General features: G+C 68.9%; 13 protein-coding genes. 3 read left to right on the top strand and 10 right to left on the bottom strand.

Annotated features, from left to right (window positions below):
- Positions 1–83: 83 nt before the first annotated feature.
- The 8 genes from truA to infA form a co-directional block, all read right to left on the bottom strand.
- Positions 84–923: a tRNA pseudouridine(38-40) synthase TruA gene (gene truA, locus ATM97_RS09390; protein ID WP_218717567.1), complete on the bottom strand. Its 840-nt coding sequence runs from the start codon at positions 921–923 to the stop codon at positions 84–86.
- An 82-nt stretch (positions 924–1,005) separates the two neighbouring features.
- Positions 1,006–1,518, bottom strand: a complete 513-nt coding sequence (rplQ, locus tag ATM97_RS09385; protein WP_019045113.1) for a 50S ribosomal protein L17 — start codon at positions 1,516–1,518, stop codon at positions 1,006–1,008.
- A gap of 46 nt (positions 1,519–1,564) precedes the next feature.
- On the bottom strand, positions 1,565–2,623 hold the full coding sequence (locus tag ATM97_RS09380; RefSeq protein ID WP_022567324.1) for a DNA-directed RNA polymerase subunit alpha: 1,059 nt from the start codon (positions 2,621–2,623) through the stop codon (positions 1,565–1,567).
- A gap of 91 nt (positions 2,624–2,714) precedes the next feature.
- Positions 2,715–3,320 carry a 30S ribosomal protein S4 gene (rpsD, locus tag ATM97_RS09375; protein WP_218717566.1) on the bottom strand — a complete coding sequence of 202 codons (606 nt, stop codon included), beginning with the start codon at positions 3,318–3,320 and terminating at the stop codon, positions 2,715–2,717.
- A gap of 22 nt (positions 3,321–3,342) precedes the next feature.
- A complete protein-coding gene (rpsK, locus tag ATM97_RS09370) occupies positions 3,343–3,756 on the bottom strand; it encodes a 30S ribosomal protein S11 (protein WP_019045110.1) in 414 nt (137 codons plus the stop codon).
- Positions 3,757–3,765: 9 nt separating this feature from the next.
- The gene (rpsM, locus tag ATM97_RS09365) at positions 3,766–4,137 is read right to left on the bottom strand and encodes a 30S ribosomal protein S13 (protein ID WP_019045109.1); all 372 of its coding nucleotides are present in this window, start codon (positions 4,135–4,137) and stop codon (positions 3,766–3,768) included.
- A 179-nt stretch (positions 4,138–4,316) separates the two neighbouring features.
- Positions 4,317–4,430, bottom strand: a complete 114-nt coding sequence (rpmJ, locus tag ATM97_RS09360; protein ID WP_011207363.1) for a 50S ribosomal protein L36 — start codon at positions 4,428–4,430, stop codon at positions 4,317–4,319.
- Positions 4,431–4,578: 148 nt separating this feature from the next.
- Positions 4,579–4,800 carry a translation initiation factor IF-1 gene (gene infA, locus ATM97_RS09355; protein ID WP_003418601.1) on the bottom strand — a complete coding sequence of 74 codons (222 nt, stop codon included), beginning with the start codon at positions 4,798–4,800 and terminating at the stop codon, positions 4,579–4,581.
- 269 nt (positions 4,801–5,069) lie between these two features.
- Here infA and ATM97_RS34295 point away from each other — a divergent pair, with 269 nt between their 5' ends.
- Positions 5,070–8,393, top strand: coding sequence for an AAA family ATPase (locus ATM97_RS34295; protein WP_308248427.1), 3,324 nt, complete (start codon positions 5,070–5,072; stop codon positions 8,391–8,393).
- 21 nt (positions 8,394–8,414) lie between these two features.
- Here the strand turns inward: ATM97_RS34295 and ATM97_RS09345 are convergent, their stop codons facing one another.
- Positions 8,415–8,807: a DUF4254 domain-containing protein gene (locus tag ATM97_RS09345; RefSeq protein ID WP_218717565.1), complete on the bottom strand. Its 393-nt coding sequence runs from the start codon at positions 8,805–8,807 to the stop codon at positions 8,415–8,417.
- Between the two features lie 281 nt (positions 8,808–9,088).
- On the opposite strand from ATM97_RS09345, the gene ATM97_RS09340 reads away from it, so the two are divergent.
- Both ATM97_RS09340 and ATM97_RS09335 read left to right on the top strand, forming a co-directional pair.
- Positions 9,089–9,898 (top strand): GntR family transcriptional regulator, encoded by an 810-nt coding sequence (locus ATM97_RS09340; RefSeq protein ID WP_255587460.1) that lies wholly within the window; start codon positions 9,089–9,091, stop codon positions 9,896–9,898.
- A complete protein-coding gene (locus ATM97_RS09335) occupies positions 9,895–10,494 on the top strand; it encodes a GNAT family N-acetyltransferase (protein ID WP_218717563.1) in 600 nt (199 codons plus the stop codon). The genes ATM97_RS09340 and ATM97_RS09335 overlap by 4 nt, the downstream gene beginning before the upstream one ends.
- A gap of 4 nt (positions 10,495–10,498) precedes the next feature.
- Here the strand turns inward: ATM97_RS09335 and eccCa are convergent, their stop codons facing one another.
- On the bottom strand, positions 10,499–14,569 hold the full coding sequence (gene eccCa / locus ATM97_RS09330; protein WP_218717562.1) for a type VII secretion protein EccCa: 4,071 nt from the start codon (positions 14,567–14,569) through the stop codon (positions 10,499–10,501).
- Positions 14,570–14,572: the final 3 nt, after the last annotated feature.

Here is a 14,572-nt window from a genome sequence, read left to right as displayed (position 1 = left end):
TGCCATCTGCCCGGCTTTCTCGCTGACGTCGAGTCTGCCATCGTATCGCCGTGCGCCCGGTGGCGACAGCAACCGCGCGGCGGCTACTCCCCGCAGCACCCGCCCGCGGCGGGCAGCGTCCTGGTTTCCCTGGTCTGGGCGTTGCGCGCGGCGAGGTCGGCATCGGCCGGGTAGTCGACGCGCACCAGGCTCAGGCCGTGCGCGGGCGCGACGGTCACCGAGCTCGATCGCTCCGTCTCGGTCAGCAGGCTCGCCACCCACTCGGGCGTGCGGCGGGCCTCACCGACGGCCAGCACGGCGCCGACCAGGCTGCGCACCATCGACCAGCAGAAGGCATCCGCGCTGACCCGCGCGTTCAGCAGCTCGCCGTCGCGCTCCCAGTCGAACCGCTGCAGCTCGCGCACCGTCGTCGCGCCCTCGCGGCGGCGGCAGAAGGCGGCGAAGTCGTGCAGCCCGAGCAGCTGCCGGGACGCCGCGCGCATGGCGTCGAGGTCGAGACCGGGCTTGGCGGCGACCACGCTGCGGGCCTGCAACGGCTCGGCGCCGTAGCGGGCGGTGGTCAACCGGTAGACGTAGTGGCGACGGGTCGCGGAGAAGCGGGCGTCGAAGTGCGGCGGCGCGGGCGAGACCTCGGTGATGCGCACGTCCTTGGGCAGGAACCGCGCCATCCGGTACAGCAGTTTGTCGGCGTCGAGTTCGCCGGTGGTGTCGAAATGCGCGACCTGGCCCTCGGCGTGCACCCCGGCGTCGGTGCGCCCGGCGACGGTGAGCTGAATCGGTTCGCGGAACACCTTCGACAGCGACTCCTCGAGCGTGCCCTGCACCGTGCGCAGTCCCGGCTGACGCGCCCAGCCGGTGAAATCGGTGCCGTCGTAGCTGATCCCGAGCCGCACCCGGATCACTTCCCGCTCGGTGTCGTCCATCGCTTCCTCCGCACCTGTCTTTGGCAAAAGAACGAGCCCGTCACCCACGAAGGGTGACGGGCTCGGCCGGACTCGAAGAGAATCAGGCGTCCTTCTTGTCCTCGGTGGCCTCGTCGGCGGCCGGGGCGTCGGCCACGGTCTCCTCGACGACGGTCTCCTCGGCCTCGGCGGCCGGGGCGGCCTCGGCCTTCTGCGAAGCGGCGACGCGACGAGCCCGATCGGCCTCGTTGGTCACGGTCTTCTCGCGGACCAGCTCGATGACGGCCATCGGCGCGTTGTCACCCTTGCGCGGCAGCGCCTTGGTGATGCGGGTGTAGCCACCCTCGCGACCCTCGAACGAGGGGCCGATCTCCGCGAACAGCGCGTGCACGATGTCCTTGTTGCGGATGACCTTCATGACCTCGCGACGGTCGGCGAGAGTGCCGCCCTTCGCCTTGGTGATGAGCTTCTCGGCGTAGGGGCGAACCGCCTTGGCCTTCGACTCGGTGGTCGTGATACGACCGTGCTCGAAAAGCGCCGTGGCCAGGTTGGCGAAGATCGCCTTCTGGTGCGACGCCGACCCGCCGAAGCGAGCACCCTTCTTGGGCTTAGGCATTGGATTCTCCTTGGGAAAGGTTCACCGGGGGTGCCCCCCTGGCGACCTAGAGCTGTTCGGTCTCGGCGTAGTCCTGCTCGCCGCCGTCGGTGTCACTGAACGTGCCGCTGTCGCTCCACGTTCCGGTGCTCGCGTCGTAACCCACCACGGAGGACGGGTCGAACGACGCCGGGCTGTCCTTGAGCGAGAGGCCCAGCGCGTGGAGCTTGACCTTCACCTCGTCGATGGACTTCTGGCCGAAGTTACGGATGTCGAGCAGATCCGACTCGGTGCGGGCGACGAGCTCGCCCACGGTGTGCACACCCTCGCGCTTGAGGCAGTTGTAGGACCGGACGGTGAGGTCCAGGTCCTCGATCGGCAGACCGAACGAGGCGATGTGATCCGCCTCGGCCGGGCTGGGGCCGATCTCGATGCCCTCGGCTTCGACGTTGAGCTCACGGGCCAGGCCGAAGAGCTCGACCAGGGTCTTGCCGGCCGAAGCCAGCGCGTCCCGCGCCGTGATGGAGTTCTTGGTCTCCACGTCGAGGATGAGACGGTCGAAGTCGGTGCGCTGCTCGACACGGGTGGCCTCGACCTTGTAGGTCACCTTGAGCACCGGGGAGTAGATCGAATCCACCGGGATCCGGCCGATTTCCGCACCGGTCGCCTTGTTCTGCACGGCGGGCACGTAACCGCGACCCCGCTCGACGACGAGCTCGATCTCGAGCTTGCCCTTGTCGTTCAGGGTGGCGATGTGCATGTCCGGGTTGTGCACGACGACGCCGGCGGGCGGCACGATGTCACCAGCGGTGACGGTGCCGGGGCCCTGCTTACGCACGTACATGGTGACCGGCTCGTCCTCTTCGGAGGACACGACCAGACCCTTGAGGTTCAGGATGATGTCGGTGACGTCTTCCTTCACACCGGGAACGGTGGTGAACTCGTGCAGGACACCGTCGATGCGGATGCTCGTGACCGCGGCCCCCGGGATGGAGGACAGCAGGGTACGACGCAGCGAGTTGCCGAGGGTGTAACCGAAGCCCGGCTCGAGGGGTTCGATGGTGAACTTCGAGCGGTTCTCCGCCACAACCTCTTCGGTCAGTGTCGGACGCTGGGAAATCAGCATGAGGATCTACTTCCTGTTCAGGGCATCCGCTATTTGATGCCTCGTCAGTGAGTGCGGGGGTCGCCGTGTGCGCGACCCCCACCAAAAGCGCTTACTTCGAGTAGTACTCGACGATGAGCTGTTCCTGCAGCGGCACATCGATCTGCGCGCGCTCGGGCAGCTGGTGCACCAGGATGCGCAGGCGGCCGGGGACGACCTGCAGCCAACCGGGAACCGGACGCTCGCCGACGGTCTCACGCGCGACCTGGAACGGCAGGGTCGGCAGCGACTTCTCCTTGACATCGATGATGTCGTACTGGGAGACCTGGTAGCTCGGGACGTTCACCTTGACGCCGTTGACCACGAAGTGGCCGTGGCTGACGAGCTGACGAGCCTGACGACGGGTGCGCGCCAGACCGGCGCGGTACACGACGTTGTCCAGACGCGACTCGAGCAGACGCAGCAGGTTGTCGCCGGTCTTGCCCTTGAGGCGGTTGGCCTCTTCGTAGTAGCGACGGAACTGCTTCTCCATGACGCCGTAGGAGAAGCGAGCCTTCTGCTTCTCCTGCAGCTGCATGAGGTACTCGGATTCCTTGATCCGCGCGCGGCCGTGCTGGCCGGGCGGGTAAGGACGACGCTCGAACGCCTGGTCGCCTCCGACGAGGTCGACGCGCAGACGACGCGACTTGCGGGTGATGGGGCCTGTATAACGTGCCATTTTTTAGCTGTTTCCTTTCCCGCTAGACGCGACGACGCTTGGGCGGCCGGCAGCCGTTGTGGGGCTGGGGGGTGACGTCGGAGATCGAGCCGACCTCGAGGCCTGCGGCCTGGAGCGAACGGATCGCGGTCTCGCGGCCCGAACCCGGGCCCTTCACGAACACGTCGACCTTCTTGACACCGTTCTCCTGCGCCTTGCGGGCAGCGTTCTCGGCGGCGAGCTGCGCGGCGAACGGGGTGCTCTTACGCGAACCCTTGAAGCCGACGTGGCCCGACGACGCCCACGAGATGACATTGCCCTCGGGGTCGGTGATCGAGACGATGGTGTTGTTGAACGTGCTCTTGATGTGCGCGTGGCCGTGCGGGATGTTCTTCTTATCCCGGCGACGCGACTTCTGAGTCTTCTTCGGGCCAGCGGCCCGGCTCTTCGGAGGCATACGCTATCCCTACTTCTTCTTGCCGGCGACGGTCTTCTTCGGACCCTTGCGCGTACGCGCGTTGGTCTTGGTGCGCTGACCACGAACGGGCAGGCCACGACGGTGGCGGATGCCCTGGTAGCAGCCGATCTCGATCTTGCGGCGAATATCGGCCTGGACCTCGCGGCGCAGGTCACCTTCGACCTTGAACTCCGACGCCTCGATGTAGTCGCGGAGCTTGGTCAGGTCGTCGTCGCTGAGATCCTTCGAGCGCAGGTCCGGGCTGACGCCGGTCTGAGCCAGGATCTCGGTGGCGCGGGTGCGCCCGATTCCGAAAATGTAGGTCAACGCGATCTCCATGCGCTTTTCGCGCGGGAGATCGACGCCCATCAGACGTGCCATGTGGCAGGTTCCTTAATGGTTGCGGAGGTCTGCTCCCTGTCCGTCCCCCCGTCTTTCAGGTGGGGGCACCGGCCTCCGTACCGGTGGTTGGCGCGCACAGCCTGCGTGCGTGCTGGAGCTGGGAGTTCTTCTTTTCGGTCAGTCCGATCAGACGATCGGTGCCCGGCGGTGAGGCTGGATCAGCCCTGACGCTGCTTGTGGCGCAGGTTGTCGCAGATCACCATGACCCGGCCGTGGCGGCGGATCACCTTGCACTTCTCGCAGATCTTCTTGACGCTCGGCTGAACCTTCACGTCCGTCCAATCTTTTCTTGGTCCACAAGGGTCTGTGAACACAGTTTTTCCCCAGCCGACGACTGGGGAAGTCTTGTAGCGCGCTCCGACCAGGGCCGGAACACCATGCGACGCCGCGTGCCGTCAGGCTCGCGGCGTCGAGCGGGTCTCACTTGTAGCGGTAGACAATCCGGCCGCGAGAGAGGTCGTACGGCGACAGCTCGACGACCACACGGTCTTCCGGAAGGATACGAATGTAGTGCTGCCGCATCTTTCCGCTGATGTGCGCGAGAACCTTGTGACCGTTCTCGAGCTCGATCCGGAACATCGCATTGGGCAGCGGCTCGACAACTCGACCCTCGACCTCGATGGCCCCGTCTTTCTTCGCCATATCCTCCGCGATCCCGGTTATGCTTCTAACCTGAGTTGGATTGCCTCGTAGCTGCTCGCTGGCATGCGAACAGTCGGCGCATAGGTGCACCGCCGCTCAAGCTTACCGGTACTGCACTCCAGAGGCAAAAACGCCCCGAACCGGCCGCCGGTCCGGCGGGGTCGGCCGCCCGGACCGCCCACCACCGCGCCGGGGTTGTCGCGTAAACTCACCGGCGTCGGAGATGTGGGTCGAGCAGATCGGGGGACCCTGGTGAGCGGAACGCGCCGGTGAGTCGTAACAACGACAGCCTCCCCATGTTGCCGCCGTGGCTGTCGGAGAGCGAAGTCACCCAGGTCGGCTACGAGGCTCCGGTCGAGAACCTCCCCCAGGACGACCTGATCGACGAGGCACCCAAACGCCGCCGCTTCATGGGCCGTGGCGGGAACGACGATGCCAAGAAGGACAAGCGCGGCCGCCGGCGCAAGGGCGAGGACCAGCAGCCCGAGCAGCACCGGCCCGATCCCGCCCCCGAGCCCATCACGCAGCGGCCACCCGCCGAACAGCCGCCCAGGCGGCAGTCGGAGTGGACCGCCGAGACCGCCAACCCACTGATTCCCGGCGATCAGCCGAGCGCCGGATGGCCGGGTGGACCGACCGTCGGCGCTGGTTCGCCGCCGCCGTGGCCGCAGGAGCGGGCACCGTACAACGACAGCGCCCCGGTGGCACCGCCCGCACCCGCGCCCACCGGCGACCCGTCGATGCCCACGGGTACCTACTTTCCGCAGAGCCCGCCGTCGCACGGTGGCCCGGCCGCCGCGCCGCAGGTCGGCCCGACCGGCCCGCACGAGAGCTCCGCCGCCTCCTACGCCGACCCGGTGTCCCCCACCGGTCCGCCCCATCACTCCGCCACCTCCTACGCCGACCCGACCGCATCGGCGGACGACCATTCCGGCCCTGCCCTGCCCACACGCACGCCCGCGCCACCGTCGAACGGGTTCACCCCCCTGGGCCCCGGCCAGCAACAGCGCCAGCTCCCCGACCTGCCGCCGCCCCCGCCGCTGCCGGATCCGCCCACGCGCACCCGGCCGACCGAAGCGCCACCGCGCCTGACCGCACCGGGCGAGCCCTCCACCTCTGCCCCGTCCGACCCGCTCCTCGGCCCGATGCCGACGTCCGCCGTCGAATCGCCCGCGCCGTCGACCGGTAGCGCTGACCCGCTGCTCGGCCCGGTGACGAATGCCGCTACCGGTGCTCCGTCGACCGGTGCCGCCTCGGTGGGCGGGTGGCCGACGCCCGATGACGCGGTCGCCGACGTGCGCCCGCCGTCGCCGGAAGCGCACCTCGCGCGCACGCCCGACCAGGCATCTGCGCCCGTTGCCCGGCCACTGCCGGACCCGGCCGATGCCGCACCGGCGAAGTCGGGCGAACTCGCCCCGTCCGAGTCCAGCGAACAGGCAGGCAGCACCCGCGGTCGGCACAGCCTCGATCAGCCGGAGTCCGCAGCCCCGACGAGCGGTGACACGGCATCGGCGGCACCGGATACCACGCGGACTCCCCCGCGCCTGCCGGAACCGCCCGCGCACCTGGACGACCGGTCCGCCACGGGTACCACGCACCCCGCCGACGCACTGTCACCTGACGCCTCACGGATTCCGCCACCCCTGCCGGAGCCGCCTGCGCGCCTGGACAACCCGTCGACCTCCGACACACCGACACGTCCAGCGACATCGGCGGAGGCCACCCCGCGCACTGCACCGTCACCTGACGATGCCGCGCCCACCACAGCCGCGCCGGCCGACGCCACCACTCGCATGAGCCTGCCGGGTGATCTCACCGGCGGTAGGCCGTCGAGTGCCCCCGAGTCCCGGTCCGCTTACAGCGCAGGCGAATCCACGCCGCCCAGCGGCGCGGGGTCCCCGTATCGTCCCGGCGAGTCGATCGCTCCGCCGCAGGCGCCGGGCCCCGAGCAGTCGCACTACGTCTCGCAGACGCCGACCTACCATTCGTCGCAGTACAAGGCGATTCCCGGCGATCCGTCGCACGGCACGGGTACCCCGTCGACGCCGGACGCGCAGACCGAGATGTTCCGCGGCGACGACCCGCGGATTCAGGCCGCTCGGAATCAAGCCCCCGGCGACTACGCGCCGCCCACCTGGCAGGCCGGACAGCAGCCGCAGGCACCGCAAACCGGTTTCCGCTCCGGCGAATTCGCGCAGCCACCGAACCCGGTCTCGCCGTATCAGCAGGCCCCTGGCCGGTACCAGCCGAGCGATCCCGCGCACCACCTGCCCGAGTCGTATCACCGTCCGGACGGCGCGCCCGTACCGCAGCCCGATGGCGCCGCCACACCGCACCAGCGTCCCGACGGCACGCAGGCCGAGGCGACCCGGCACTACCAGCAGCCCGATGCGGCCCAGGTCCCGCCGTACCAGCGGCCGGACGGCGCGGCACCGCAATTGCCGCCCGATGGTTCCCCGGCACCGCAGTACCTGCCCGATGGCACCCCCGCGCCGCAGTTCCAGCGCCCCGACGGAGTCCAGCCGTACCAGCAGCCGGGTGACGTCGCGCCCCAGCAGTTCCAGGGCGGCCCGACCGTGCCGCCGTACCAGCAGGCACCGGGTCAGTACCAGCAACCCGGCCAGTACCAGCAGCCCGGCTGGGGCGCGCACGCCCAGCACGGCTACCAGCCGCCGTCGCTCGACAACGTGCCGGTCAAGCGGGTCAAGAAGGCGCCGGGCAGTGGCTGGCGTAAAGCGGTGCACCATGTTTCGGGTGGTGCGATCAATCCGGGGATGTCCGCCGAGGAGCGGCGCCTGCAGGAACTGGTCGCCCGCATCCGGCAGCCGGTGCGCGGTGACTACCGGATCGCGGTGCTCTCGCTCAAGGGCGGTGTCGGCAAGACGACGACCACCACCGGCCTCGGTTCGATCTTCGCCTCGATCCGCGGCGACCGGGTGATCGCGGTCGACGCCAACCCCGACTTCGGCACCCTGTCGCAGCGCGTGGCCTTGCAGACCCGCTCGACCGTGCGCGACCTGCTGCTCGATCCGTCGATCGAGCGCTACTCCGATGTCCGCCGCCACACCTCGCAGAGTTCGAGCAGGCTGGAAGTGCTTGCCAGCGAACGGGATCCGGCCGCGTCGGAGTCGTTCAACGACGAGGAGTACCGGGCCGTGGCCCGGATCCTGCAGCGGTTCTACAACATCATTCTCACCGACTGCGGCACCGGCCTGATGCACTCGGCGATGAGCGGCGTGCTCGATCTGGCGCACTCACTGGTGCTGATCTCGTCGGCGGCGATCGACGGCGCGCGCAGTGCCGCGGCGACGCTGGACTGGCTGTCGCTGCACGGGCACGACCACCTGGTCCGCAACGCGGTCGTGGTGATCAACCTGCCGCGTGAGGGTTCACCGAATGTCGGTGTCCAGCAATTGCGCGAGTACTTCCTCTCGCGCTGCCGGGCCGTGCACATCATCCCGTTCGACGAGCACCTGTCGGAGGGCGCCGAGATCGATCTGCACCGGCTGCACAAGACGACCAAGCGGGCGTACGTGGAACTGGCGGCGACCGTCGCCGACGAGTTCGGGGTAGACCACCACCGCTTCGGCTGAGAGACGCCGCGGGCCGACCGGTCACCACTCCGGCAGCCTGCGGCGACCGGCGATCACGTCGCGGACCAGGTCGTCGTAGGCGTCGGCCAGTTCGGCCAGGTGGTGCCACGCGCAGTGCAGCATCTCGTCGTTGGCGGGCATGGTCATCAGGGCGTGGTGCGCCCGCACCGAGGACTCGGCCAGCCGGTCGATGACCGCGCCGATCGTCTCGGTGTGCAGGGTCGCGCCCAGGCGGTGCTGCGGGACGCCGCGATGCACCCAGTCGTCGATCGCGAGGACCAGTTCGGCTCGGCGGCAATCGATCTCACGCAGGACCACCGGATCGGTGTCGACGAATCCGCCGCGCCCGACGATGCGCTTCTCGTGCAGGACCGCGAGATCACGCGCGAACCACAGCAGTGGTCCCCCTACCACCCGATGTCCGCGACACGCCCGGACGAGAAGGTCGGAGAGCGGCAGGAGGCCGGTAGTCGCCGGCGGCCCGGCGGGATCGACACACCGCAAGGTGTCGGGGAAAGCCATTACGACCGTAGAACTCTCCGCACCAGCCACGTTGCCTCGCCGTCGTCGCCGCACAGCACCGGATCAGGACGTTCATTACAATAAACCTCGCAAGCTTCCTGTCAAGCATTACTCGGCCGTAGGTAACGCAGACGAGTACACTTCGTTACCTGCACGACCTACCGAGGAGCATGATGGCGGACGGTCCGACCTACCTCCGGATCGCAGACCTCCTCCGCGAGGAGATCCGCGCGGGCACGTGGAAGCCGGGCGATCGACTGCCCAGTCATGCCGAACTGGCCGAGCAGATGCAGGTCTCGATCACCACCTCGCGCAACGCGATCCAAGTGCTCGTCGCCGAAAACCTTGTCTACACAGCTACTTCCCGCGGCACCATCGTCCGAAACCAGGAAGTACTGGAATCGGTGGTCACCGACCACATCCGCCCGGACCGGCCGCGCTCGGCGCACGACATCTTCGAAGAGATCGCGCGCGCCGCCAACCGCGAGCCCGCCAAGGAGTTCAGCACCAGAATGGAGCCCGCCGACGACCAGGTCGCGCAGTGGCTCGGGGTCGCCGTCGACTCCTGGGTGCTGGCCCGCACCGTGGTGCAATACCTCGACAACGAACCGTGGTCGTGGGAGGTGAGTTTCTACCCACGCGATCTCGCCGAAGCCGCCGGCATCGATTCCCCCCACGACATTCCCGAGGGCACCACCCGTCGGCTGGCCGACCGTGGTTACGGCGAGACCGCCCACCGCGACACCCTCGCCGCCCGGCCCGCCACCGCCGAGGAGGCGGCCGTGCTCGGCGTCGCCACCGGCACCGTCCTGCTCGACCACCTGCGCATCGGCGCCAACCACGAACGGGTCACCCGGGCGACCCGGCATCGTTCCCTGGCGGGCCGCAACCGGCTGGCCTACCAACTCGGCGACGCGGCGGGCACCGCCGTCATCGCCCACACCCTCGGCATCGCACCCGGACCTGCCGTCGCATTGCCATGACCGTGGGGATGCGCCCGGCCGCCCTGGGCGACCTGCCGCTGATCTGCCGCCTGCGGGTGCAACGCACCGCCTGGCTCACCGCGCGCGGTTCCGACCAGTGGACGGTCGCGGGCCGGGGCCGTCCCATCGAGATCTTCGCCGGCGCGGTCGGCCGGGCGCTGGACGCGGGCGAGACGTGGATCGCCGAGGTCGACGGGGAACCGGCGGGCACGATCACCGTCAACCAGCGGGCCGATCCGGGCCTGTGGTCACCGTGGGAGCTGGCCGAGGCGGTGATCGTGCATTTCATGATCGTGGACCTGCGGTTCGCGGGCAGACAGGTCGGGCATCGGATGCTCGCGCACGCCGCCCGGCTGGCCGATCAGAAGCACCGCGACTGGGTCCGGCTCGACGCCTGGACGTCCAACCACCAACTCCACGAGTACTACCGCCGGGCAGGCTTCACGCTGGCGCGCATCGCGGGGCCGCGCGCGGACGGCCCGTCCTGCGCCCTGTTCGAGCGACGGACCGACAGCTGGTGCGGCCCGCCGATCTCCCGGCAGACCCACCACCGGGCCGGTACCCAGGCGCTGCCGATCGGCCGACTGCCCGGCTGACCCGCTACACCGGCGGCAGGTCGGCGATGTGGACCAACTCGATGCCCTGACTGCGCGAGACCAGCGTGCCGCGACCGGGCGGCATCTTGCTCGGGCGCACGTCACCGACCAGCTTTCCTTCGTCCCTTGACCCGCTCATGATCAAGGTCTGGACCGACAGGTTCTTCATCGCACCGAGCACCGGGTCGTAGAGCGCACGCGAGGCGCCACCGATCCGGCGGGTGACGACGAGATGCAGGCCGATGTCACGGGCCTGGGGCAGGTACTCGAGCAGCGGCGCGAACGGATTGCCCGAACCGGTGACCACCATGTCGTAGTCGTCGACGACGACATAGATCTCCGGGCCCGACCACCAGCTGCGTTCGCGCAGCTGCTGCTGGGTGATGTCGGAGCCGGGGATCCGCTTGGCCAGGTAGGCGGCGACCTCCTGGATCATCGGCCCACAGGTCTGCGACGAGGTCGAATAGCCTGCCAGCTGGTCACCCTCGAGCACGCCGAGCATCGTGCGCCGGTAGTCGATCAGGATCACCCTCGCCTCGGCGGCGGTGGACTGTTCGGCGATGCTCATCACGATGTTGCGCAGCAACGTGGTCTTGCCGCATTCCACGTCGGCGAAGGCCATGAAGTGGGGCTCGACCCCGAAATCGAGTACCAGTGGCTGCAATTCGGACTCGCCGAGACCGACGACGACCTTGGTGCGATCCAGTACGACGCCCTGGTCCCTGGCGGCGGCGATGACCTGCTCGCGCGGGAAGCTCAGCGGCAGCATGCGCACTTCGGGCGCGCGCCGGCCGGGGTAGAGCGCGATCAGCTCCTCGCGTGCCCTGGTGACGCCGTCGGCGATGCTCGCGGGATCGGAGTCGGAATCCAAGCGGGGCAACGCGATCAGCATGTGCAGTTGTTCGGCGGTGAGACCGCGGCCCGGTCTGCCGACCGGAACCTGGTGCGCGGTGCGGCGATTCATCTCGGAATCACCCGGGTCACCGAGGCGCAGCTCGAGCCGGGTGCCGATCTGGTCCTTGACCACCGGGCGGATCTCCGCCCAGCGGGACGCGCCGATCATCAGGTGGACGCCGAACGAGAGACCCTGGGTGGCGATGGCGTTGATCTGCGGTTCCAGCAGATCGAATTCCTCACGGATGGCGCCCCATCCGTCGATCACCAGGAAGACGTCGCCGAACTGGTCGGCGGACATCGGGTCCCCGGGTGGCGCGGTGGTGCCGTTGATCTGTCTGGCTTCCAGCGCCGAGAACTTGCGCCTGCGGAACTCGGTCATCGACTCGATGCCCAGTTCGGCGAACCGTTCCTCGCGCTGCCGCATCAGGGTGGTGAGCTCGGCGATGGTGCGCCGCACCCGGTCACCGTCGAGCCGGCCCGCCACCGAACCGACGTGCGGGACGCCGACCAGGCCGGCCATACTGCCGCCACCGAAGTCCAGGCAGTAGAACTGCACCTGTTCGGGCGTGTGGGTGGCTGCCGCGGCCATGATGATGGTGCGCAGCGTCGTCGACTTGCCCGACTGCGGGCCACCGACCACGGCGACATTGCCCTGCGCGCCGGCCAGATTGATGGTCAGCACGTCGCGCCGCTGTTCGTAGGGCTTGTCGATCACGCCGATCGGCATCCACAGCTGACCGTGCCGGTTCACCGGCGAGCGCCAATCCGGGTCGGGCAGCAGCATGTCCGCGGTCGGCGATTCCTCCAGCGGCGGCAGCCAGACCTCGTGGGCCGGGCGGCCGTGGCCGGTCAGCCGCTTGACGACGACGTCGAGCAGCGAGTCCGGAATCCCCTCCTCGGCGACCGGAACGCTCGGCGGTGGCGGCGGCAGTTCCAGCCTGCCGCGCAGGATCGGATCGTCGTCGGTCTCGATCGGCTCCGGCGTGGCATCGGTGACCTCGACCGGCGCGGCGGTGAACACCACCGGTCGCTGGCCGCCCATCGGCGCGCCGTCGTCGTCGACGACGGTGCCGACGGGCGCCACATACGGACCCGAGACATAGCTCGCGTTGAATCGGAGCGGCTCGGACGCATCGCTTTTCAGATAGCCGGCGCCGGGCACACTGGGCAGGTGATAGGCGTCGGTGATGCCGAGCACCGCGCGCGACTCGTTGGCCGAGAAGGTACGCAAACCGATCCGGTAGGACAGATGCGACTCCAGGCCGCGCAGCTTGTTCTCCTCCAGGCGCTGCGAGGCCAGCAGCAGATGGACGTGCAGCGAGCGCCCGAGCCGGCCGATCATGACGAACAGCTCGGCGAAGTCCGGCTTCTGCGAGAGCAATTCGGAGAACTCGTCGACGACCACGAACAGCGCGGGTAGCGGATCGAGCGGAACGCCCGCCGCCCTGGCCTTCTCGTAGTCGTTGACGTTGGCGTAGTTGCCCGCCGAGCGCAGCAGCTCCTGGCGGCGGTTCATCTCACCGGCGAGCGCGTCCTTCATGCGGTCGACCAGGGAGAGTTCGTCTTCCAGGTTGGTGATCACGGCCGCGACGTGCGGCAACGAGTCGAGCCCGAGGAAGGTCGCGCCGCCCTTGAAGTCGACGAGCACCAGGTTGAGCGCGTCCGGCGAATGCGTGGTGACCAGTGAGAGCACCAGCGTGCGCAGGAATTCCGACTTGCCGGAGCCGGTCGCGCCGATGCACAGCCCATGCGGGCCCATGCCGTTCTCCGCGGATTCCTTGATGTCGATCTCGACCGGCGTGCCGTCCGGTGTGATGCCGATCGGCACCCGCAGCCGCTCGCGCGCGGTGCGTGGCCGCCACACCCTGGCCGGATCGATCTGGGCCGCATCGGGAATGCGCAGCAGCGCCATCAGGCCGGGGTCGCTGGTGGTCCCCTCGCCCAGGCTGACGATCTGCGCGGCTGTCGCCACCCGGTACCGCGCCAGGGCGCGGGCGAATGCCGCGGCCTCGGCCACGCTGACCTCGTCGGCGGTGGCGAAGCGCTCCACGCCTGCGGCGCTGCGCGCCGACACCGCACCGTCGCCGACGACCAGCTGCAGACCACGCCGCGCCGCGAGACCGTTCTCGGGTGCGGTCAGGTCGAGCACGGTCACCGAGTCGAGCCCGGATTCGCTGATGATGCGCTCGTTTCCGCTGATGTAGCCGTCATCGATCACCACGACCACGTGCAGCCGGCCCTGGGTCGGCTGCGGGTTGCGCATGAACCGGCCGCGTTCCATCAGTTCGGTCTGCAACGCGGATTCGAGCTCGCCGAGCGAGGTGTAGATCATCCGGGCGGAGCCGAGTCCGTCGCGCACCGACGGATGCTGCACGTGCGGCAGCCATTTCGCCCAGGCCCAGTGCCCGTCCGGGTCGGCGCAGACGATCGCGACGACGAGGTTGTCCGGTCCGTGGAAGGTGGTCAGCTCCATCAGCATGGCGCGCACCAGTTCACGGCCTTCGTCGAGGTCGCCGCCGATATTGATGGCGGGGAACGCGCGCATCGACACCGCGGTCGGCAACTCGTGCACGACCGAATGGGTGCGCACGAACCGGCGCAGCGCCACGGTCGAGACCGGCTCGAGGTCTTCCAGCGGACCGGTCTCCGGACGCGCCAGCTTGGTGGCGAGGCGATGGCTGCCGACGCCGACCCGCACGTGCCCGAAATCCGGGTCGTTGGGGCGGCGCTCCCACATCCGCCTGCTGCCGATCAGTGCGGGCAGGTCGGCCGGTTCGGGATGACTCCAGCCGAGCGTCTCCAGCTGTTTGCTGCCGGTGGTGCGCACGTCCTTGCGCACCTGATCGAGGTACCGGAAGTAGTCCTTGCGTTCCTCGTTGAGCTCGACGGCGCGCTTGGGGCCGCCCCCGCGCATGCCGGCCATCATGCCGACCATCGACATGAGCATCATCATCGGGAACATCATCATCATCGGATTGGCCAGCAGATTGCGGCCCATCGAGACCATCATCGCGATCATGCCGACGACCGCGACCACCATGATGACCGGCATCAGCTTCATCATCAGCGGCGACGGGATGGCGCGCTGGATCTCCGGCGGCGGGGTGAGCGCGACTTCACCGCCCGGTGCGCGCGGCGGCGCGATCCGGGGGCGACGAACGAAACCTTCGGTAGCCATCGA

This window comes from Nocardia sp. MH4, from assembly GCF_019266065.1.
Classification (GTDB): Bacteria; Actinomycetota; Actinomycetes; order Mycobacteriales; family Mycobacteriaceae; genus Nocardia; species Nocardia canadensis.
Note: the sequence above shows the minus strand (reverse complement) of the source record. Positions and strands in the feature narration are given on the sequence as shown.